The sequence below is a fragment of the Pseudomonas sessilinigenes genome (genome assembly GCF_003850565.1).
In the GTDB taxonomy this organism is placed as follows: domain Bacteria; phylum Pseudomonadota; class Gammaproteobacteria; order Pseudomonadales; family Pseudomonadaceae; genus Aquipseudomonas; species Aquipseudomonas sessilinigenes.
Window position 1 is genome coordinate 3,001,966 of sequence record NZ_CP027706.1, and the last position, 22,730, is coordinate 3,024,695.

General features: G+C 63.9%; 15 protein-coding genes. 6 read left to right on the forward strand and 9 right to left on the reverse strand.

Annotated elements, in window-relative coordinates; genetic code table 11:
* Positions 1-47: 47 nt before the first annotated feature.
* Entirely contained in the window at positions 48-1,340 is a 1,293-nt protein-coding gene (locus C4K39_RS13975) for a glycosyltransferase (RefSeq protein WP_124346712.1), read from the reverse strand.
* An 85-nt stretch (positions 1,341-1,425) separates the two neighbouring features.
* Positions 1,426-1,785 (reverse strand): response regulator, encoded by a 360-nt coding sequence (locus tag C4K39_RS13980; protein WP_124346713.1) that lies wholly within the window; start codon positions 1,783-1,785, stop codon positions 1,426-1,428.
* 255 nt (positions 1,786-2,040) lie between these two features.
* Here C4K39_RS13980 and C4K39_RS13985 point away from each other — a divergent pair, with 255 nt between their 5' ends.
* The 5 genes from C4K39_RS13985 to C4K39_RS14005 all read left to right on the forward strand — a co-directional run bounded on the left by C4K39_RS13985 (position 2,041) and on the right by C4K39_RS14005 (position 8,657).
* Positions 2,041-5,535 (forward strand): response regulator, encoded by a 3,495-nt coding sequence (locus tag C4K39_RS13985; RefSeq protein ID WP_124346714.1) that lies wholly within the window; start codon positions 2,041-2,043, stop codon positions 5,533-5,535.
* The gene (locus C4K39_RS13990) at positions 5,535-6,350 is read left to right on the forward strand and encodes a CheR family methyltransferase (RefSeq protein ID WP_068588389.1); all 816 of its coding nucleotides are present in this window, start codon (positions 5,535-5,537) and stop codon (positions 6,348-6,350) included. The genes C4K39_RS13985 and C4K39_RS13990 overlap by 1 nt, the downstream gene beginning before the upstream one ends.
* Entirely contained in the window at positions 6,347-6,952 is a 606-nt protein-coding gene (locus C4K39_RS13995) for a chemotaxis protein CheB (RefSeq protein ID WP_068588392.1), read from the forward strand. The genes C4K39_RS13990 and C4K39_RS13995 overlap by 4 nt, the downstream gene beginning before the upstream one ends.
* Complete coding sequence (locus tag C4K39_RS14000) at positions 6,946-8,154, forward strand: hybrid sensor histidine kinase/response regulator (protein ID WP_068588395.1); 1,209 nt, start codon at positions 6,946-6,948, stop codon at positions 8,152-8,154. Before C4K39_RS13995 ends, C4K39_RS14000 begins: the two co-directional genes overlap by 7 nt.
* 125 nt (positions 8,155-8,279) lie before the next feature.
* Positions 8,280-8,657, forward strand: a complete 378-nt coding sequence (locus tag C4K39_RS14005) for a response regulator (protein ID WP_068588398.1) — start codon at positions 8,280-8,282, stop codon at positions 8,655-8,657.
* Positions 8,658-8,665: 8 nt separating this feature from the next.
* Here the strand turns inward: C4K39_RS14005 and C4K39_RS14010 are convergent, their stop codons facing one another.
* From C4K39_RS14010 to mexE, 7 genes are all read right to left on the reverse strand, one after another.
* Positions 8,666-10,336 (reverse strand): response regulator, encoded by a 1,671-nt coding sequence (locus C4K39_RS14010; protein WP_124346715.1) that lies wholly within the window; start codon positions 10,334-10,336, stop codon positions 8,666-8,668.
* The gene (locus C4K39_RS14015; RefSeq protein ID WP_068588403.1) at positions 10,333-11,835 is read right to left on the reverse strand and encodes an ATPase domain-containing protein; all 1,503 of its coding nucleotides are present in this window, start codon (positions 11,833-11,835) and stop codon (positions 10,333-10,335) included. The genes C4K39_RS14010 and C4K39_RS14015 overlap by 4 nt, the downstream gene beginning before the upstream one ends.
* Positions 11,836-12,088: 253 nt before the next feature.
* Positions 12,089-13,144, reverse strand: a complete 1,056-nt coding sequence (locus C4K39_RS14020) for a tetratricopeptide repeat protein (RefSeq protein WP_068588406.1) — start codon at positions 13,142-13,144, stop codon at positions 12,089-12,091.
* A 74-nt stretch (positions 13,145-13,218) separates the two neighbouring features.
* Positions 13,219-14,118 (reverse strand): bestrophin family protein, encoded by a 900-nt coding sequence (locus C4K39_RS14025; RefSeq protein ID WP_068588409.1) that lies wholly within the window; start codon positions 14,116-14,118, stop codon positions 13,219-13,221.
* A gap of 350 nt (positions 14,119-14,468) precedes the next feature.
* Positions 14,469-15,890, reverse strand: a complete 1,422-nt coding sequence (locus C4K39_RS14030) for an efflux transporter outer membrane subunit (RefSeq protein WP_053129208.1) — start codon at positions 15,888-15,890, stop codon at positions 14,469-14,471.
* Positions 15,887-19,066: an efflux RND transporter permease subunit gene (locus C4K39_RS14035; RefSeq protein WP_124346716.1), complete on the reverse strand. Its 3,180-nt coding sequence runs from the start codon at positions 19,064-19,066 to the stop codon at positions 15,887-15,889. Before C4K39_RS14035 ends, C4K39_RS14030 begins: the two co-directional genes overlap by 4 nt.
* A gap of 15 nt (positions 19,067-19,081) precedes the next feature.
* Positions 19,082-20,329, reverse strand: a complete 1,248-nt coding sequence (gene mexE / locus C4K39_RS14040; RefSeq protein WP_068588418.1) for a multidrug efflux RND transporter periplasmic adaptor subunit MexE — start codon at positions 20,327-20,329, stop codon at positions 19,082-19,084.
* A gap of 356 nt (positions 20,330-20,685) precedes the next feature.
* On the opposite strand from mexE, the gene C4K39_RS14045 reads away from it, so the two are divergent.
* Entirely contained in the window at positions 20,686-22,590 is a 1,905-nt protein-coding gene (locus C4K39_RS14045) for an acetate--CoA ligase (protein WP_124346717.1), read from the forward strand.
* The last annotated feature ends 140 nt before the right edge of the window (positions 22,591-22,730 follow it).

Sequence of the window (22,730 nt, forward strand, 5' to 3'; positions counted from 1 at the left end):
TTCGAGCGGGGGAGTGTGGCGGGTTCGGGCAAGCGTTGGCCCGGATCTCAGGGACGGTTCTTCGCCTCGATCCATTGCGCCATGTATTGGGTGCTCTTGTGGTGATGGTGGCGCAGCATGCTGCCGGTGAAGTTGTCCCGGCGTTCCTGGGCCAGGTGTTGGCGGCAGTGTTGCAGGCGCTGGATCAACGCCGGGCCATGGACCTGCTGGCGGTAGCGTGCTGCCAGTAACTGGCTGCCCGCGGCCTGGGCGTCGGACCACTGGGCCTGGTCCTGATACAGGCGCACTGCCGCTGCGGCCAGGGCGGTGGCGGACTCCTCCACGGCGCCGGGCCATGGCAGGTCGGGCACGGTCATCGATTCGCTGCCTATGGGGGTGGTCACGCTTGGCGTGCCACAGAGCATGGCGTCCAGCAGCTTGCCCTTGATGCCCGCGCCGAAGCGCAGTGGTGCCAGGCAGATGCGCGCGGCGCTCATCACCTGCAACGCGTCCTCGGCCCAGTTCATGATATGGAAGCCTTGGGCCGGGTTATGCAGCGCCGCTGCCTTGGGCGGGGTATAGGCGCCATACAGGTGCAGTTGCGCGCCGGGTAATTGCTGGCGGATCAAGGGCCATACGCGGTTCTTCATCCACAGCACCGCATCCCAGTTCGGTGCGTGGCGGAAGTTGCCGATGCTGAGAAAGTGCGCCCGTTGCTCGAACGGCGCGAAACCCTCCGGCAGTCGTTCCAGCATCAACGGGCACCAGTGCAGCAGCGTCGGTGGCAGGCGGAACTGTTCCACCAGTAGCTCGATCTCCACTTCGGAGATCATCAGGCTCAGGTCGCAACGATAGATGGCGGCGATCTCGCGCTTGGCCAGGTCGGTCTCGGCCATGTGCTGGAACTCGTCCTGCTGCGCCTGGGCAAACAGCGGGCTGAAATCGTCTTCTGCGCTCGCGTGCTTGAGATGGTCCTTGAGCCGTTGGTGCCGCGCATGGCGCAGGCACTGCAGGTCAGAAGTCTCCAGGACCCGCAAGGCATTGGGACAGTGTTGCTCCACGCGCCAGCCGAACTGCTCCTCCATCATGAACTGGTCGAAGAGCACGATATCCGGCGCCAGTTCGGCGACGAAGCGGTCGAAGCTGGCGTTGTTCAGCTCGATCGGGCATTCACGAATCCCCAGGGCAACGAGGTCTTCCTTGTGTTCACCAGGATTGGCCGGGCTGCTGAAGGTCAACTCCCAGCCCTGGTCGAGAAAACATTGCAGGATCTGCATCATGTGCCCGCCGGCGGCCGAAGAGCGCGGCTCGGGCCACACGTAACCAATGATCAGGACTTTGGTCGTGGCGGTAGGGCTCATGGGGCGTGGTTCCTGGTGGGCGAGGGCAAAAAAAGGTCGCCATTAAACCACAGTGCCCCAGTGCTCGATCAGGCGGGCGCCAGGATCAGCCGAGGATGCCGCGCACCTTGTCCCGCAGTTGATCGATGGAGAATGGTTTGCCGATCACCGACATGCCCGGCGGCACCTCGATGGATTCGGCATAGCCGCTGGCGAACAGGATCGGCAGGTGCGGGCGCAGTTGGCGCGCATGCTCGGCCAGTTCGCGGCCGTTCATGCCGGGCAGGCCAACATCGGTCATCAGCAGGTCGATGGGGCGTGCCAGGTCCTGCAACAGGCCCAGGGCCGCCTCACTGCCGTCGGCTTCCTGGACCGCGAACTCCAGTTCTTCGAGGACATCGACGATCAGCATGCGCACGATGGCATCGTCTTCGACGACTAGGATGGTTGGAACGCTGGCGGGCATATAGGCACTCTCAAGGATTGAATTCGGCGGGCAGCGCAACAGGCGGCCCTGTGCATCAGTAAGTGGCGCCTGGCCACAAGTTCCCGAAGCTGTACAAAAAAAATCACTTGTACAAGTGCCGGCAAGAATAACCGCTTCTATCGTCCTACGGCAGGTCACATCGCAATGCACCGGCGTGTTGGTTATAAAAAATAGCTGCGATGGCCGAATGTGGGGCAAACTGCCCTTTTTTTCACCAACCCCAAGGTCCACCACATGATTCGTCCGTCCTCGGTTGATGAACAGAGTTTTCGCAAGCTGCTGACACGTAACGTCAGCCTGCCCCTTGGCGTGGGCGTACTCAGTGCAGTGTTTTTCGTGGCCCTGATCACCTATCTGCTGTCGGTGATCCAGTGGGTGCAACACACCGATCGGGTGATCAACAACCTTAATGAAGCCGCACGCCTGACCATCGACCTGGAAACCGGCATGCGCGGTTTCCTGATCACCGGCGACGAGCATTTCCTCGATCCCTATGAAGTGGCCAAGCCCCGCATCCTTACTGAATTGCGCGGCCTGCAGGAGTTGGTGGCGGACAACCCGCAGCAGGTGGACCGGCTCAAGCGCATGGAAGCCCTGCAGACCGAGTGGAACAACTATGCCCACGGCATGATCGAGTTGCGCCGGCAGAACGGCGACTATCGCGAAGCGGTGCGGGCCGGACGCGGCAAGCGCCTGACCGATGAGGTGCGCAAGGAGTTCGACGATGCTGTGGCCTCGGAGCAGCAACTGCGCCAGGAGCGCAACGACAACGTCAGTCGTACCACGATCTTGAGCGTCACCTTGTACCTGCTGTTCGTCGTGGGCATCAGCGGCTTGCTGGCCTATGTCGGGCGCCGTGACCTGCTCGCCCTGTCGCGCAGCTACAGCGAGAACCTCGAGGCCGAGCTGCGCGGTGCCCGCAGCCTGGAGCGCCAGGCCTGGCTGCGCACCGGCCAGACCGAACTGGCCGAGCAGATGCTGGGACAACTGACCCTGAACCTGCTGGGTCGCAACATCCTGCAGTTCTGCGCCCAGTACCTGGGGACGCCGGTGGCGGCGCTGTATGTGCGCGAGGAGCATGGCGCCCTCAAGCGCGTGGCTTCCTACGGCTTCTCTCGCGAGCAGGAGGAGCAGGGTCAGTCGTTGTATGGCGACGAAGGGCTGGTGGGGCAGGCTGCGCAACACAAGCGCCTGATCCGCCTGGACGATGTGCCACAGGATTATTTCAAGGTCAGCTCCGGCCTTGGCGAGGGGGCTCCGCGCAGCGTGCTGGTGGTGCCAACCCGCGATGACGATCGAGTCAACGGGGTGATCGAGCTGGGCTTCCTGCGCGCCCTGAGCGAGCGCGATATCGAGTTGCTGGAGCTGATCGCCGGCAATATCGGTACTTCCATCGAGGCCGCGCGCTATCGCCAGCGCTTGCAGGAGGTGCTGGCCGAGACCCAGCAGCTCAACGAAGAACTGCAAGTCCAGCAGGAGGAGCTCAAGACCGCCAACGAGGAGCTGGAAGAACAGTCGCGCATTCTCAAGGAGTCCCAGGCACACCTGGAAACCCAGCAGGTGGAGCTGGAGCAGACCAACGAGCAGTTGTCGGAGCAGGCCCTGGCGCTGGCCGAGCAGCGCGACGCCATGGACCGCAAGAACAGCGAACTCAACGAGGCGCAGATCCAGCTCGAAGAGCGTGCCGAGGAATTGCAGCGTTCGAGCAAGTACAAGTCCGAGTTCCTGGCCAATATGTCCCACGAGCTGCGCACGCCACTCAACAGCTCGCTGATCCTGGCCAAGTTGCTGGCCGAGAACCCCCAGGAAAACCTCAGCGACGAACAGGTCAAGTTCGCCGAGTCGATCTATTCCGCCGGCAACGACCTGCTGAACCTGATCAACGACATCCTGGATATTTCCAAGGTCGAGGCCGGCAAGCTCGAAGTCCGTCCGGAGAACACCAGCGTCTCGCGCCTGGTGGATGGGCTGCGCAGCCTGTTCCAGCCGCTGACGGCGGACAAGGGCCTGGAATTCAAGGTGGAGCTGCAACCAGGCGCACCGCAGACGCTGTTCACCGATCGCCAGCGGGTCGAGCAGGTGCTCAAGAACCTGCTGTCCAATGCGGTCAAGTTCACCGAGCAGGGACAGGTTGGCCTGGTGGTGTCGGCTCATCCAGGTTCGGGCATCGCTTTTGCGGTGCAGGATTCCGGGATCGGTATCGCCCAGGACCAGCATGAAAGCATCTTCGAGGCGTTCCACCAGGCTGATGGCACCACCAACCGGCGCTATGGCGGCACTGGCCTGGGGCTGTCCATTTCCCGGGACCTGGCCAACCTGATGGGGGGCACGATCAGCGTCAGCAGCGAACCGGGCCGGGGCAGTGTCTTTACCCTGGTACTGCCGGAGCGATACAGCGATGCCTTGTCTGCCGCGTCGACCGTCCTCGCGCCGGTGGCGCCTGCGGTACTGCCCCAGCCGTCCAACCCGGTGGTTGCCGAGGCTGCGATGGCGGTGGTGGAGATCCCTCGTTTCGCCGACGATCGGGACAAGGCGCCCTTCAAGAGCCGTTGCATCCTGGTGGTGGAGGACGAAGCCAACTTTGCGCATATCCTCTTCGACCTGGCCCATGAGCTGGGTTATCACTGCCTGGTGGCCCATGGCGCCGACGAAGGTTTCAGCCTGGCGACCCAGTTCGTTCCCGATGCAATCCTCCTGGACATGCGCTTGCCCGATCACTCCGGCCTGACGGTGTTGCAACGGCTCAAGGAGCACCCGCAGACCCGGCATATCCCGGTGCATGTGATCTCGGTGGAAGACCGGGTCGAGGCGGCGATGCACATGGGCGCCGTGGGCTATGCGGTCAAGCCCACGACCCGCGAGGAGCTCAAGGACGTCTTCGCCCGCCTGGAGGCCAAGTTGACGCAGAAGGTCAAGCGCGTGCTGCTGGTGGAGGACGACGACCTGCAGCGCGACAGCATCGCCCGGCTGATCGGCGACGATGACATCGAGATCACCGCCGTGGGCCTGGCCCAGGATGCCCTGGAGCTGCTGCGCAAGAATGTCTACGACTGCATGGTCATCGACCTCAAGCTGCCGGACATGCTGGGCAACGACCTGCTCAAGCGCATGTCCACCGAAGACATCTGCTCGTTTCCACCGGTGATCGTCTACACCGGGCGCAACCTGACCCGCGACGAGGAGGCCGAGCTGCGCAAGTATTCGCGCTCGATCATCATCAAGGGCGCCCGTTCGCCAGAGCGCCTGCTGGATGAAGTGACGCTTTTTCTGCACAAAGTCGAATCCCAGTTGTCCCATGAGCGGCAGAAGATGCTCAAGACCGCCCGCAGCCGCGACAAGGTCTTCGAGGGACGCAAGGTCCTCCTGGTGGATGACGATGTGCGTAATATCTTCGCCTTGACCAGCGCTCTGGAACACAAGGGCGCCGTGGTGGTGATCGGGCGTAACGGCCTGGAAGCCATTGCCAGACTCAACGAAGTCGAGGATATCGATTTGGTGCTGATGGACGTGATGATGCCGGAGATGGACGGTTTCGAAGCCACGGCGCAGATCCGCAAGGATCCGCGCTGGCGCAAGCTGCCGATCATCGCGGTGACGGCCAAGGCCATGAAGGACGACCAGGAGCGCTGCCTGCAGGCCGGCGCCAACGACTACCTGGCCAAGCCCATCGATCTCGACCGGTTGTTCTCACTTATCCGCGTGTGGCTACCCAAGATGGAAAGAATTTAGTGGAGCGCAATACCGAGATCGAACTGCGTTTGTTGATCGAAGCTATCTACCTTAAATACAGCTACGACTTTCGCGATTACTCCGGCGCTTCGATCAAGCGCCGGGTCAACCACGCCTTGCGCCAGTTCGAATGCAAGACCATCTCGGCCTTGCAGGAACGGGTGCTGCACGACCCGACCGCGTTCATGCAGCTGTTGCAGTTCCTGACCATTCCGGTCAGCGAGATGTTTCGCGACCCTTCGCACTTCCTGGCGATCCGCCAGGAAGTGGTGCCGTTGCTCAAGACCTATCCGTCGCTGAAGATCTGGATCGCCGGGTGCAGCACGGGTGAAGAGGTCTATTCCATGGCCATCCTGCTGCGCGAGGAAGGCTTGCTGGAGCGGACCATCATCTATGCCACGGACATCAACCCCAACTCCCTGGAAAAGGCCAAGCAGGGCATCTTCTCCCTGGAGAACGTGCGGGCCTATACCCACAACTACCAGAGGGCGGGTGGCAAGCGCTCCTTTGCCGACTACTACACCGCGGCCTATGACTATGCGATCTTCGACAAGAGCCTGCGCGAAAGCGTGACCTTTGCCGACCACAGCCTGGCCACCGACAGCGTATTTTCTGAGACGCAGTTGATCTCATGCCGTAACGTATTGATTTATTTCAATAAAAAGTTGCAGGATCGAGCCTTTGGCCTGTTCCATGAATCGCTCTGCCATCGTGGGTTCCTGGTGCTGGGTAGCAAGGAAACCCTGGACTTCTCCGCCTACGGCAAGCACTTCGAGCCCCTGGTCAAACAAGAACGGATCTATCGCAAGCTATGACGCAGGATATTCTCAGCCCTGGCGCGCTACCGCCGATCGAGGCCATCGTGGTGGGCGCCTCCGCCGGTGGCGTCGAAGCCTTGCTGGGCCTGTTCAGCGGGTTCGGCCGGGGTTTCCGACTGCCGTTGATCGTCGTCCTGCACCTGCCCGATGAACGCCGCAGCCAACTGGCGGAGGTCTTCGACCGGCGCCTGGCGCTGAGGGTCAAGGAGGCCGATGACAAGGAGCAGATCCTGCCCGGCACCTTGTATTTCGCCGCCCCCGGTTATCACCTGTCGGTGGAGCAGGACCACAGCCTGTCCCTGAGCCAGGAGGAGCGGGTCCATCATTCGCGGCCGGCCATCGACGTCTTGTTCGAATCTGCCGCCGACGCCTATGGCCCGCGCCTGGCTGCGGTGCTGTTGACCGGGGCCAACCAGGACGGCGCTCGCGGCTTGGCCGAGGTCAAGCGCCAGGGCGGCCTGACCATCGTCCAGGACCCCAGCGAGGCCCATGTATCGACCATGCCGGATGCGGCCCTGGCCCTGCACCAACCGGACTACATCCTCCCTTTGCACGGCATCAGCCGTCTGCTCGCCGAGCTGGAACGAAGCGCATGTTGAGTAATGTCCAAGCCAAGCTGCTGATCGTCGATGACCTGCCGGAGAATCTGCTGGCCCTCGAAGCCCTGATCAAGCGCGAGGATCGCCTGGTATACAAGGCCTTGTCGGCCGACGAAGCCCTGTCGCTGTTGCTCCAGCATGAGTTCGCCATGGCCATCCTCGATGTGCAGATGCCTGGCATGAACGGTTTTGAGCTGGCGGAACTGATGCGGGGCACGGAAAAGACCAAGAACATTCCCATCGTGTTCGTCAGCGCTGCCGGGCGCGAACTCAACTACGCCTTCAAGGGCTACGAGAGCGGGGCCGTGGACTTCTTGCACAAGCCCCTGGATATCCATGCGGTCAAGAGCAAGGTCAACGTCTTCGTCGACCTGTACCGCCAGAGCAAGGCCATGAAGCAGCAGGTCGAGGCCCTGGAGCGCAGTCGTCGTGAGCAGGAGGCGCTGCTCAAGAAGCTGCAGGCCACCCAGAACGAACTGGAGCAGGCGGTGCGCATGCGTGACGATTTCATGTCGATCGTCGCCCATGAGGTACGCACGCCCCTCAATGGCCTGATCCTGGAAACCCAGCTGCGCAAGATGCACCTGGCCCGGGAGAATGCCGCAGCCTTCAGCCTGGACAAGATGCACGCGATGGTCGACCGCGATGAGCGCCAGATCAAGAGCCTGATCAGATTGATCGAAGACATGCTCGATATCTCGCGCATTCGTACCGGCAAACTGTCGATCCGCCCGTCGCGCTTCGATCTGGTGCAGTTGGTACGCGGCCTGGTGGAGAATTTCGCCCCCCAGGTCGAAGCCGCGCAATCATCCCTGAGCCTGCATGCCGAGCAAGCGGTGGAGGGCAACTGGGATGAGTTTCGCATCGAGCAAGTGGTTTCCAACCTGCTGACCAACGCCTTGCGCTACGGCGCCAAGAGCCCTATCGAGGTACGGGTCTACACCACCTGCGGTGAAGCCCGGGTCGAGGTGCGTGACCACGGTATCGGCATCAGCGAAGACAACCAGAAGCGCATTTTCCAGCAATTCGAGCGGGTCAGCGCCAACCATGTGGTTTCGGGCCTGGGGCTGGGGCTGTTCATTTCCGAGCAGATCGTCACGGCCCACGGTGGCTCCATCGGCGTCGAGAGCCGCATTGGCGAAGGGGCGCTGTTTCGCGTCTGCCTGCCTCTGGCGGACATCGACCTACCGGCCAGCGCTTAAAACTTCATCCGCACGCAACCTCTGCGTGGCCCGATGGTCGTACAGTGGCTGCCGGGGTTTGCCGGCACGGTGGTCCGGCAAACTTCGACAGCCTCAAGCAGCAATTGACCGAACAAAGGTTTTCCATGAGTGAAGATGCACAAGACGTCGTACTGATCGTCGAAGATGAACCGGTGATCCTGATGCTGCTGGCCGACTACCTGTCGGGCCTGGGCTATCGGGTATTGCAGGCGGAGAACGGCGAGCAGGCGTTCGAGATCCTGGCCAGCAAGCCGAACCTGGACCTGATGATCACCGACTACCGGCTGCCAGGTGGCATCACCGGGGTGATGATCGCCGAGCCGGCAGTGAAACTGCGCCCGGACCTCAAGGTGATTTTCATCAGCGGCTATCCCAACGAGATCCTCGAATGCAACAGCCCCATCACCCGCAAGGCGCCGATCCTGGCCAAGCCTTTCGACCTCAACAGCCTGCATCAACAGATCCAGCAACTGTTGGCCTGAGCCGGGATTCAGTCGCGTAGCATTTCCTGGACCTTGGCGATCAACAGATCGAAGGTGAAGGGCTTGGTGATCAACTGCATGCCCGGGTCGAGGAAGCCGCCACGGGCCGCCGCATGCTCGGCATAACCGGTGATGAACAGGACTTTCAATTGCGGACGGACCTGCCGTCCGATCTCCGCCAGCTGCCGGCCATTCATGCCGGGCAGGCCGACGTCACTGATCAACAGGTCGATGCGCTGCCCGGAGTCGAGGACCGGCATGGCGCTGCGGGCATCGCCAGCCTCGATAAAGCGGTAGCCCAGCTCGCCCAGTACCGTACTGACCAAGGCTCGCACCGCAGGATCGTCCTCGACGATCAGTACCGTCTCGCCGTCGTGCGCACTAGGCGCCAGCAAGGCTTCGGGGTGCAGGTCCTGGGCCGGCTGGCCGCTGAAGCGCGGCAGGTAGAGGCTGACTTCGGTGCCTCGCCCAATGGTGCTGTCCAACGTCACATGGCCATGGGACTGCTTGCTGAACCCATAGATCATCGACAGGCCCAGGCCTGTGCCCTGGCCGATGGGCTTGGTGGTGAAAAAAGGGTCGAACACCCGGTTGATGATGGCCTCGGGCATGCCGCAGCCGTTATCGCTGACCCGCAACACTACGTAGTCGCCAGGCTCGAGGTTGTCGTGGGCTTGGACAAAGTCCTCGTCCAGCCTGCAGTTGAGGGTTTCCACCAGCAAGCGACCACCGTTGGGCATGGCATCCCGGGCATTGAGCGCCAGGTTCAGCAGGGCGCTTTCCAATTGGTTGGGGTCGGCCTCGGCTACCCAGGGCTGTTCGCACAGTCGCAGTTGCAGTTCGATGCTTTCGCTGAGGCTGCCCTGCAGCAACTGTGCCATGGAACTCACCAGGGCGTTCATTTCCACGGGCTTGCTGTCCAGCGACTGGCGTCGGGAGAAGGCCAGCAGGCGATGGGTCAGGCCCGCCGCGCGATTGGCCGAGGTCACCCCAAGATCGATCAGGCTGTCCAGGTCCTCGGTGCGTCCCCGGGCCAGGCGCCGGCGCAATAACTCCAGGCTGCCGATGATGCCGGTCAGCATGTTGTTGAAGTCATGGGCAATGCCGCCGGTGAGCTGGCCGACGGCTTCCATCTTCTGCGACTGGCGCAAGGCTTCCTCGTTGTGCCGCAGCTGTGCAGTGCGTTCCTCCACCTGCTGCTCCAGGGTCTCCAGGGTGCGTTGCAGGCGCAGTTCACTCTGGCTCAAATCGACCAGCCGGTCCCGGGCTTCGTATTGCCGGCGTCGGCCGCGCAAGGCGGCCTTGGCCAGGCTGATCAGGGTGGCCGGATGAAAGGGCCGTTCGAGAAAGCTGACATTGCCCAGGGGCGCGCCAAAGCTTGCCGCCGGGTTCTGTTCCGGCCCGCCATGATGGGTCAGCAGGATGATCGGCAGGTCCGACCAGGCCGGTTGCTGCTCCAGGTACTGCAGCAAGGGCGTGAGGTCCCCCCCGCGCAAGGCTTCGACAGCGATGATCAGCAAGCCGGCGCCGTGCTCCAGTTCCTGGCACAGGGCGCCGAGGTTTGCGGTGGCCAGGCTGCTGAGGCCGGCTTCATGCAGCATCATCTGGGCCAGTTGGCTATCACGGCCCAGGGGCGTGAGCACCAGGGCCCGCTCGGAAAACTCCGGGCTATGGATCATGGATCTTCGTCCCCCAGCAGCGGCTGGCCTGCACCTTGATAGTTGGGGACGCCGCGCAGTACGCCCTGGAAGGCTTCCAGGGGCTCGCCGATGGTCAAGCCGCGGCCGCTGATACGGTATTCGCGGATGGTGGACTCATGGCTGCCGGTGCGTTTCTTGATGATCGAGATGGCCCGGCGCACCTTGCCCAGGGCTTCGAAGTAGCGCAGCAGGATGACCGTGTCGGCCAGGTAGGTGATGTCCACCGGAGCCTGCATGTCACCCACCAGGCCGTGCTGGGCCACGGTCATGAAGGTCGCCGCACCCTGGCGGTTGAGGTACAGCAGCAGCTCGTGCATGTGCAGGACCAGGGCGTTTTCCTCGGGCATGGCTGCCTGGTAGCCGTTGATGCTATCGATCACCACCGTCTTGATCTGGCCCTTGTCGACACAATGCCTGACCCGGTGCGACAGCTCTCCAGGCGATAGCTCGGCGGCGTCCACCTGTTCGATGATCAGGTTGCCGCTGGCTTGCAGGGCCTGGAGGTCGATGCCCATGTTGTCCATGCGCTCGAACAGCAACCCCAGTTCCTCGTCGAAGATGAACAGCGCGGCTTTCTCGCCCCTGGCCACGGCGGCCGCAGCGAAGATCATGGCAATCAGCGATTTGCCGGTGCCTGCGGGGCCAAGGATCAGGGTGCTGGAGCCGCTGGCGATCCCGCCGCCGAGCAGGGCGTCCATTTCCCGGATGCCGCTGGTCAGGGTCTGGCGCTCGTGGCGACGTCGGTGCTCGGCGGCGACCAGCCGTGGGAACACGTGCACGCCGTCGCCCTGGATGGTGAAGTCATGGAACCCGCCACGGTACTTCTGGCCGCGGTATTTCATGATCTTGATCCGCCGCCGCTCGGCGCCATAACCCGGGGTCAGCTCCTCCAGGCGGATCACACCGTGAGCCACGCTGTGCACGGTCTTGTCCAGGGCTTCGCTGGTCAGGTCGTCCAGCAGCAGGACGGTGGCGTCGTAGCGCACGAAGTAGTGCTTGATCGCCAGGATCTGCCGGCGATAACGCAAGGAACTCTGGGCCAGCAGGCGGATTTCCGAGAGGCTGTCGAGCACGACTCGGGTCGGCTTGACGCGCTCCACGACCTCGAAGATCTGCCGCGTGGCTTCTCCCAGCTCCAGGTCCGAGGAGTACAACAGGCTCTGCTGGTGTTCGACATTGAGCAGGCTTTCCGGTGGGGTCAGCTCGAAGATGTGGATGCTGCCGTCCAGTTCCCAGCCATGGGACTGCGCGCCCTGGCGCAGCTCACGCTCGGTTTCCGAAAGGGTGATGTACAGGCAGCGTTCGCCGGCCAGGGCACCGGTCCGCAGGAAGTGCAGGGCGACGGTGGTCTTGCCCGTACCGGGCTCACCCTCCAGCAGGAAGACGTGGCTGCGCGACAGTCCCCCGTTGAGAATGTCGTCCAGGCCCTCGATGCCGGTGGCGGCCTTATCGCTGTGCAACGCAGTTGGGGTGGTCAAGCAATACCCTCGCAATGGCTTCGATCAGTGGCGGCACGCAAGTCGCGATGTCGCTTTGATCACTTGACCGTTTGCCGCCAGCGCGGTTCAACCTTTTATCGCCACCGGGGGCTGGGGCGCGCAGGACCATAACCGTTCGCCTGGTCGAGCGCTGAAGGTCCTGCAGGCCTTGTCGCAGTCTCGCGGGCTCGACAGCGGCTACAACGGTGTAGCCGCTATCGAAGGCTGCGCCCGGGCGCGCAGCGGCGCAGGCTCAGAGACCCTGCTGCAATGCCGGATCGTCGGGATTCTGCTGTTCGAGCTGGGCCAGCAGCACCTGGACGTTCTGCAATTGGCCGCTTTCCTTCCAATAGTTGATCAGCAGCACCCGCGCCTTGCGGTTGTACGGCTGGCGCTGGACGATTTCCTCCAACTGCTTCTGTGCGGCCTCCAGTTCCTGCTCGCTGTGCAAGGTAGTGGCCAGGTCGTAGCGGTAGGCCGCGTTGTTCGGCTCCAGCTCCACGGCCCGGGACAAGCCCAGGAGGGCAAACTCGCCCTGGTCGTGCTGGAGCAGCCAGAGCCCCAGGGCATGTTGCAGGTAGGCTGAATCCTGCTGGGCTTGCAACTGCTTGGCCAACAGTTGGCGGGCGGCTTCGCTCTGGCCTTGCTTGTCGAGCACCTCGATCTGCAACACCACGGCCTGCAGGTTGTCCGGTGCCAGTTTCAAGGCTTGCTCCAGGGTCTGCTGGGCCCTGGCCAGGTCGGCGTTGTGCAGGTAGAGGCGCGCCAGCTGGTACTGGGCCTCGACGTCGTCGCCACGGGTCTTGAGGACCTGGGTGTATTCGTCGATCACTTGCTGCAGGGGGCCGAAATACAGGCCCTGGTCATCCGGAGACAGCCCCAGCAGCGCATCCACGGCAGCAAAGCGCACGCTTTGCTCCGGATCGTCCAGCAACGGACCCAGCAACAGGCTGCGCTTGCCGCTGGGCACCAGGCCGAGCACGCTGGCGATGGCGGCCTTGCGTACTTGCGCCGAGGCATGGTGCAGGCCGGCGTCCGCCAGTTTCAGGGCCTGGGGGCTGGGGTAGTTGGGCAGTACGGCCAGCAGGCGAGTGCGTTGCTTGTCGCTGAGATCGGGACGCCCCAACTGCTGGTAGAGCACCCGTGCCGCGCCTGGCTGGCCATTGCGGGCCTTCTCCAGGGCCACGCCATAACCCTGGCGGATTGCCTCGGGCACCGCGGGTGGGCTGCTACGCAGGAAGAACCAGGCCAGGGCCAGAAGAATGACGATGGACAGGCTGATCAGCAGGTAGCGGCGGGCTTGGGGCATGCGAAAGTCCAGGAGCGAGCGACTTGGGGAGGGAGCAAGCTTCGGTCAGGAACCGGCTTGAGTCAAACCCCGCTTCAGGTCAGCACGTACTCCTCGGGCTCCAGCAGCGGTGGCAATGGGGACACGCCCAGCGCCGCCAGCACTTCGCGCTCCAGGCCCCGTAGCAGAGCGCTGCAGGGCAGGTCATTGTCGTCGTAGCCGAACGGGTCCTCCAGGTCATCACCGATTTCGTCCAGGCCCAGGAAGGTGTAGCTGACGATGGCGGTGAAGAGCGGCGTCAGCCAGCCCAGGGGTTCGGCCATGGCAAAAGGCAGGAGGATGCAGAACAGGTAGATGGTGCGATGCAGCAGCAAAGTGTAGGGGAAGGGCAGCGGGGTGTTCTGGATGCGCTCGCAGGCGGCCTGTACCAGGCTCAGGCTCACCAGGCGGCTTTCCAGCTGGGTATAGCGCCACTCGCTGATCAGGCCTTGCCGGGCCCATTGCGAGCAACGGCGCCCAATGTGCTGCAACTGGGCGTCGGTCAGGTTCGGGTGTTGGCGCTCCAGCGGTGCCTGGGCCCAGGGCTCCAGGGCACGGGCTTCGTCCTCTTGGCGCAGCCGGGCGATCAGGCTGTGGGCGAAACCGCAGAGATCGCGCAACAAGCCCTCGCGCTCGGGGTGGCCCTCGATCACCAGGCTTTCGCGGATCAGCGAACGCACCTCGATGGTCAACTGCCCCAGTTGCTTGCGGCCTTCCCACCAGCGGTCGTAGCAGGCGTTGTTGCGAAAACTCATGAAGATCGACAGCGACAGCCCCAGCAGGGTGAAGGGCGTGGCGTTGACTTTGGAGAAGAAGGCCGGTTGCAGGGTTTCCACCAACACGATGACCGAGGCCAGCAGGGTCACCAGGGCACAGCGCAGGGCGATACGCTTGGCGATCGAGCCCTTGAGGGCGAAGAGCAAGGCGAACAGGTTCGGTTTGGGACGCACGATCATGGGGATGAAGGCCTGGGCGACTACGAGGCGAGCGCAGGTTAGGAGCGGGCCGGGTGGCTGTCCAATCGTAATGGCCGACTGGTTGATCGAGCGCCTCTATCGGCGATCCGTCACTGTGTAGCGGCTGTCGAGCCCTCGGCGAGGCTGCACAAAGGTCCGCAGGACCTTGCTTGGCGACCTTCAGCGGGCGCAAGCGCCTGCCCCTGCGGCACCGGTATGCCGCCCCAGCCGGACGCAGCCTTGCGTAGCGGCAGGTCGGTATCCGGGCAAAAAAAAGCCCCGCGACCGAATGATCCACGGGGCCAAACATTGGTTGGTTGCGGCCAACCAAAGGAGCTCGTTGCAAATACTTAGTTGCTGGCCACCGTCTCGGGTTGCCAGCCACCGCCCAGGGCCTTGTAGATGGCGACGATGCCGCGGTACAGCTCGACTTCGGCCTGGGCCTGGGAGTCTTCGGCGGCCAGGCGTTCGCGCTGGGCGTCCAGCAGCACCAGGAAGTCCACGGTGCCTTCGCGATAGCGGATCTCGGCCAGGTCGGCGGCGGCGCGGCTGGACTCGCTCTGGCGAATCAGCGAGAGCAGGCGCTGCTGGCGCTTGCCGTAGTCGCTGAAGGCATTCTCCGATTCTTCCAGGGCCAGCAGCACCTGCTGCTCATAGTTGGCCAGGGCGCCGTCGGCATTGGCGTCGGCGCCGCGCAGGCGCGCCCGCACGCTGCCCAGGTCGAAGGCGGCCCAGGTGATGCTCGGGCCCAGGGCCCAGGCATTGGCCGCCGAGGAGCCGATCTGCGAACCACGCCCGGCGGTGAAACCGAGGAAACCACTGAGGCTGACCCGCGGGAACAGATCGGCCTTGGCCACGCCGATTCGCGCGGTGGCGGCGGCCAGCTTGCGTTCGGCGCTGAGGATATCCGGCCGGCGCTGCAGCAGCTCGCCCGGATCGCCGATCGGCAAGGCCTTGGCAATGGCCGGCAACTGCGCGGGCGAAAGGTCGACACTGAGCTTGTCCGGACGCTCACCCAGCAGGGTGGCGATGCGGTTGCGCTGGCGTACCTGCTCGGCCTGCAGTTGTGGCACGCTGGCCTCCACCGCGGCCAGGCGCGCATCGGCGCGGACCACGTCCAGCTGGTCGCCCACTCCGGCATCACGCAGGCTTTCGGTGATCTTGCGCGAGGCCTTCTGGTTATCCAGGTTGGCCAGGGCGATCTTTTCCCGCAGTTGCGCGCCACGCAGCTGGCCGTAGGCGTCCACCAGCTCGGCGATCATGGTCACCTGCAGTTGGTAGAGGTCGGCCTCGGCGGCCTGCTGGTCGGCTTCGGTGGCTTCCAGGTTGCGCTGGATGCGGCCGAACAGGTCCAGCTCCCAGGCCATGTCCAGCCCCAGGTCGTAGCGCTCGCTATTGACCCGCTTGCTGGTCTGGCCGGGTACCTGGCCCTTGCCCAGGTTGCTGCTGGCGCGGCTGGTGATGGTCGGCATGGCGTCGTTGCTGGCGTCATCGCGGATCGCCCGGGCGGCCCGCAGGCGGGCGAAGGCCACCCGCAGCTCACGGTTGCCCTTGAGCGACTGGCTCACCAGCTGGTTGAGCGTCGGATCGTCGAACTGCTGCCACCAGATGCCTTCGAAGCGTGCGCGATCGAAGTTCTTCTGGCCCGCAGCGGTGTCGCCGGCGGCGCTGATGTGCGCCGCCTCGGTGCTTGGGGTCTGGTAGTCCGGACCTACGGCACAGGCACTCAGGGCCAGTACCAGCAGGCTCGGCAGGAAGACTTTCGAACTCATTGTTGCGCCTCCAGTTGCGGGGTGCGGGCGGCCTTGCGGGCCTCGCTGCGCTCCACGTAGTTGCAGATCAGGACATAGAACACCGGGGTCAGCAGCAGGCCGAAGAAGGTCACCCCGAGCATCCCGGAGAACACCGCCACACCCATGGCATGACGCATTTCCGCACCCGCGCCGCTGGAGATCACCAGGGGCACCACGCCCATGATGAAGGCGAAGGAGGTCATCAGGATCGGCCGCAGACGCAGGCGGCAGGCTTCCAGTACCGCGGCCAGCGGGTCCAGGCCTTCCTCTTGCTTGTCCTTGGCGAACTCGACGATCAGGATCGCGTTCTTGCACGCCAGGCCCACCAGTACGATCAGGCCGATCTGGGTGAAGATGTTGTTGTCGCCACCGGAGATGATCACCCCGGCAATGGCCGACAGCAGGGTCATGGGCACGATCAGGATCACCGCCAGCGGCAGGCTCCAGCTTTCGTACTGGGCGGCCAGCACCAGGAAGGCCAGCAGTACGCACAGCGGGAATACGAACAGCGCAGTGTTGCCAGCCAGGATCTGCTGGTAGGTCAACTCGGTCCATTCGTAGGTCATGCCGTTGGGCAGTTCTTCCTTGAGCAGTTTCTCGATCGCCGCCTGGGCCTGGCCGGAGCTGTAGCCCGGGGCTGCCGCGCCGTTGATCTCGGCGGTGACGAAGCCGTTGTAGTGCATGACGCGGTCGGGACCTGCGGTGTCGCTGACCTTGATGAAGGTCGCCAGGGGGATCATCTCGCCCTTGTTGTTGCGCACCTTGAGCTGGCCGATCTGCTCGGCTTCCAGGCGGAACTGCTGCTCGGCCTGGACGTTGACCTGGTAGGTGCGTCCGAAGCGGTTGAAGTCGTTGGCATACAGCGAACCCAGGTAGATCTGCAGGGTGTCGAAGATGTCCGAGATCGCCACGCCGTGGGTCTTGGCCTTTTCCCGGTCGATGGCCGCGTCCACTTGGGGCACGTTGACCTGGTAGCTGGTGAACAACCCGGCCAGTTCCGGCACGCTGCGGCTCTTGGCGATGACGTTCTGCACTTCCTTGTACAGGTCCTCGTAGCCCAGGCCGCCACGGTCTTCGACCTGCAGGCGGAACCCGCCGATGGTGCCCAGGCCCTGTACCGGTGGCGGTGGGAAGATCGCCATGTAGGCATCCTGGATATCAGCGTACTTGCCGTTCAGGGCCCCGGCGATGGCGCCGGCGGACATGCTCGGGTCCTTGCGCTCTTCAAAGGGCTTCAAGGTGACGAAGACGATGCCGTTGTTCGGGCTGTTGGTGAAACCGTTGATCGACAGGCCGGGGAAGGCCACGGCGCTTTCCACTCCAGGCTGCTTCAGGGCGATGTCGGACATGCGCTTGATCACGTCTTCGGTACGATCCAGGCTCGCCGCATCCGGCAATTGAGCGAAGGCCACCAGGTACTGCTTGTCCTGGGCCGGAACGAAGCCGGTGGGCGTGTGGGCGAAACCGAACCAGGTCAGCACCATCAGGCCGGCATACAGGAACAGGGCGATGCCGCTGCCACGGATGACCCGGCGCACAGTACCGACGTAGCCGTTGCTGGCGCGTTCGAAGAAGCGGTTGAACGGCCTGAACAGCCAGCCACCCAGCAGCTTGTCGAGGAACAGCGAGAAACGGTCCTTGGGCGCGTGGTGTTCCTTGAGCAGCACCGCCGCCAGGGCCGGGGACAGGGTCAGGGAGTTGAAGGCCGAGATCACCGTGGAAATGGCGATGGTCAGGGCGAACTGCTTGTAGAACTGTCCGGTCAGGCCGCTGATGAAGGCCGCGGGCACGAATACCGCGCACAGCACCAGGGCGGTGGCGATGATCGGGCCGGTCACCTCGCGCATGGCGCGCTTGGTGGCTTCCACCGGGTTCAGGCCCAGGCCGATGTTACGTTCGACGTTCTCCACCACCACGATGGCGTCGTCCACCACGATGCCGATGGCCAGTACCAGGCCGAACAGCGACAGCGCGTTGAGCGAGAAGCCGAACAGGTGCATCACCGCGAAGGTGCCGATCAGCGAGACCGGTACGGCCACCAGCGGGATGATCGAGGCGCGCCAGGTCTGCAGGAACAGGATCACCACCAGTACCACCAGTACCAGGGCTTCGAACAGGGTATGCACCACTGCCTCGATGGAGCCACGGACGAAGATGGTCGGGTCATAGACGATGCTGAAGTCCATGCCTTCGGGGAAACTCTGCTTGAGCTCGGCCATCTTGGCCCGCACTTCGTTGGAGATCTCGATGGCATTGGAACCCGGACGCTGGAAGATCGGGATCGCCACCGCCGGCTGGTTGTCCAGCAGGGAGCGCAGGGCGTACTGGCTTGAACCCAGCTCGACCCGGGCGATGTCCTTCAGGCGGGTGATCTCGCCGTCTTCGCCGGAGCGAATGATGATGTTCTCGAACTCTTCCTCGGTGACCAGGCGGCCCTGGGTGTTGACCGACAGCTGGAAGCTGGTGGCGTTGGGCGCAGGTGGCGCGCCCAGGGCACCGGCAGCCACCTGGCGGTTCTGTTCACGGATCGCAGTGACCACGTCGGTGGCAGTCAGGTTGCGCGAAGCGGTCTTGTTCGGGTCCAGCCACACGCGCAGCGAGTAGTCACCCATGCCGAACAGCTGCACGTCGCCCACGCCGCCCAGGCGCGCCAGCTCATCCTTGATGTTGAGGATGGCGTAGTTGGACAGGTAGAGCATGTCGTAGCGTTTGTCCGGCGAAGTCAGGTGCACCACCATGGTCAGGTCGGGGGAGGCCTTGTCCACGGTGATACCGATGCGCGTCACCTCTTCCGGCAGCTTGGGCTGGGTCCGGGTCACGCGGTTCTGCACCTGGACCTGGGCATTGTCCAGGTCAGTGCCCAGGGCGAAGGTCACGGTCAGGGTGATCTTGCCGTCGGCGGTGGATTGCGAGGACATGTAGAGCATGTTCTCGACCCCGGTGATGGCCTGCTCCAGCGGCGCGGCCACGGTTTCACCGATCACCTTGGGGTTGGCCCCCGGGAAGTTGGCGCGTACCACCACGGTCGGCGGGACCACTTCCGGGTATTCGCTGATGGGAAGTTGGAACAGCGAGATGGCGCCGGCGATCAGGATCAGCAGCGATAGCACCGCTGCGAAGATCGGCCTTGATATGAAGAATTGGGAAAAATTCATCTTGAGAGTCGTCCCTTAACCGCGCGGATTCGCGGCGGCGAGTTTCACGGCCACAGCCGGCTTGGCAGGGGTGACCTGCGGCAGGTTGCTGGCTTCCAGTGCTTGGCGTTGTTGGGCCAGGGCAGCGAGGGTTTCCTTGCTGGCCATGGGGATCACCTCAGGCGTGACCGGTGCCCCCGGGCGTGCCCGTTGCAGGCCCTTGACGATGATGGTGTCGTCCTTGCTCAGGCCGTTGCGCACGATGCGCAGGCCTTCGATCTTCGGCCCCAGTTCGACGGCGCGATAGGCCGGCTTGTTATCGGCGTCCATCACCAGCACGAACTTCTTGCCCAGGTCGGTGCCCACGGCTTCGTCGTTGATCAGCATCGCCGAGTAAGTACCGCTGCCCACCAGCTTCAGCCGGGCGTAGAGGCCCGGGGTGTAGCTGCCGTCGCTGTTGTCGAACACCGCGCGGCCACGGATGGTGCCGGTCTTGGGGTTGACCTGGTTGTCGACGAAGTTCATCTGGCCCAGGTGCGGGTGGCCGTCCTCGTTGGACAGGCCCAGGTACACCGGGGTGCTCTGGCCGCGCTGGCCCTGGCGGGCGAGCTGGGTGTACTTGAGGTACACGCGCTCGTCGGCGTCGAAGTAGGCGTAGACCTTGTCGGTGGAGACCACGCTGGTCAGCGCGGTGACATCGGCGGTCACCAGGTTGCCGGCGGTGATCTGCGCCCGGCTGACCCGACCGCTGATGGGGGCGACGACGCGGGTGAAGCTGAGGTTGAGCTTGGCCAGGTCCAGTTGCGCCTGGATCGCATCGACCCCGGCCCGGGCTTCCTGGGCGGCGCTGGTGCGGGTGTCGGCCAGCTCGGCGGAAATCGCGTTGCTGGTCAACAGGCGCTGGCCACGCTGGGCTTCGTTGGCGCTGCGGGTCGCGGTGGCCCGGGCCTGTTGCAGCTGGGCTTCCAGGCGGCGCACTTCGGCCTGGAACGGCCGTGGGTCGATCTGGAACAGCAGGTCGCCTTTTTTCACCAGGGCGCCTTCGGTGAAGGCTACCTGGTCGATCTGGCCCGAGACCCGTGGGCGGATCTCGACGGTTTCCGGCGCCTCCAGGCGCCCGGTGAACTCATCCCACTCGTTGACAGGCTGCTCCAGCACCTTGGCCACGCTGACCTTGGCTGCCGGTGGGGCAGAGGCGGTCTGTGGAGCCTTGCCGCAGGCGCTCAACACCACCACGGCGAGCGCGGCTAGTGGAAAACTTAAGAGTTTGACTGACTGGTCCATGGATACATCCGCCAAGGTAATTTGAGATGGGCGGATGATGCTCGGCGGGTTTGTATCTCACGAATCGAATGAAGCAAAGGTAACTATCATTCGGAATGATATAAGCCGCAGGAAAGCCCTCTAGCATGCACCTTTCGTTAGGTGGCTATCAATTCCCTCACGCGCAATTAATTCTTTCGCCAGACGCAATATTGATCGGGCCGAGAGGGCCCCGGACCTCATGCAGGCCAGGGTCAAAAAACTGTGGTGCAAGGTCAAGCACGCAGGCCGCGATCTCTCCAGGATGGAACCTGGGCCTGTGCCGGCCTGGTACGGCGCGGGTCCTTCGACTTCCAACAAGAACAGGACATCGCCCAATGAATGCCTACCTGACCGCCACGGCCCATGCCCAGGACGATCCCAGCGATTTCTGGCGCCAACAGGCCCGGCAGCTGGACTGGATGCGTTTTCCCCAACGCATCTTCGAGCAGCAGAGTCCCGAGCACTATCAATGGTTTGCCGACGGGCAACTCAATACCTGCCACCTGGCGCTGGATCGCCATGTCCTGGCCGGGCATGGCGAGCGGCTGGCGCTGATCTACGACTCCCCGGTCAGCGGCCAGCAGCGACGCCTGAGCTATGGGCAACTGCTCGAGCAGGTGGCTCGCTGTGCCGGCATGTTGCGGGCGCTGGGGGTGGAGCAGGGCGACCGGGTGGTGCTGTACATGCCGATGATCCCGGAAGCGGTGATCGCCATGCTCGCCTGTGCCCGCTTGGGGGCCGTGCATTCGGTGGTGTTCGGCGGTTTCTCCGCGGTGGAGCTGGCGGTGCGCATCGACGATGCCCGGCCCAAGGTGCTGCTGACCGCCAGCTGCGGCCTCGAGTACGAGCGCGTGGTGCCCTACAAGCCACTGGTGGACCAGGCACTGGAGCGGGTGGCCCAGGCGCCGGCCCGGGTAGTGGTGCTGGCCCGGCCCCAGGCCCATGCCCAGTTGCAGGCTGGGCGCGATGTCGACTGGGACGCGCTGATGGCCAGTGCCGATGCGGTACCGCCCGTGCCTGTGATGTCTGGCGATCCGTTGTACGTGCTGCATACCTCGGGCACCACGGGCAAGCCCAAGGGCGTGGTACGCGACAACGGCGGCCACGCGGTGGCCCTGAACTACAGCATGCAGGCGGTCTACGATGCGCAGCCTGGCGAGGTGTTCTGGGCCGCCTCGGACATCGGCTGGGTGGTGGGGCATTCCTACATCGTCTACGGGCCCTTGATCCGTGGTTGCACCACCTTGCTCTACGAGGGCAAGCCGGTGCGCACCCCCGATGCCGGGGCATTCTGGCGAGTGATTGCCGAACACCGGGTCAATGTATTCTTCACCGCACCCACCGCTTTTCGCGCCATCAAGCGCGAGGACCCCCATGGCCGGCTGCGCCAGGAACACGATCTGTCCTGCCTGAAGGCGGTGTACGTGGCCGGCGAGCGCCTGGACCCGGCCACCTACGATTGGCTGCGTGCGTCGTTGCCATGCCCGGTGATCGATCACTGGTGGCAGACCGAGACCGGCTGGCCGGTGGTCAGCACGCCGCGGATCGACGCCGGCTACCCGGTCAGGTCCGGTTCGGCCGGGCTGCCGGTACCCGGCTACCAGCTGGCGGTGCTCGATGACCAGGGCGACCCGGTGCCCCCTGGCGAGCCGGGCAACATCGTCTTGCGCCTGCCTTTGCCGCCCGGGGTGCTCAATACCTTGTGGCAGGACCGCCAGCGGTTTCTCGACAGCTACCTGGGGACCTTTCCCGGCTACTACCTGAGCGGCGACGGCGGCTATGTGGATGCCCAGGGTTACGTGTTCGTCATGGGGCGCATCGACGATGTGATCAACGTAGCCGGCCATCGCCTGTCCAGCGGCAGCCTGGAACAAGCCTTGGGCGAGCACCCGGCGGTGGCCGAATGCGCCGTGGTGGCCCTGGACGATGCCCTCAAGGGCGAGGTGCCGGTGGGTTTCGTGGTGCTCAAGCAGGACGCCCGGGTGGACCCCGGGCAACTGGAGCAGGAGCTGGTGCAGCGGGTACGCGAGCAGGTCGGGGCCCTGGCTTCGCTGCGTCGGGTACTGGTGCTCAAGCGCCTGCCCAAGACCCGCTCGGGGAAGATCCTGCGCAAGACTATCCGCAGCCTGGCCCGGGGCCCGGAAGTGGCGGTGCCGGCGACCATCGAGGATGTCCAGGTGCTCGATGAGCTGCGCCAGCTGTTCGCCGAGCAGGGTTTTTATGGAGCAGGGCCGGGCTAGGGTGTTCAAGGAGATTGAAGGAGCGGGCAGCGATCCGGCTTGCCCGCGATGGACTTAAGAACGCTGCGTTGAGCCAGTCAATACGCGCTAGCGTTAACGACCATCGCGAGCAGGCTTCGCTCCTACAGGTTGACTGACTG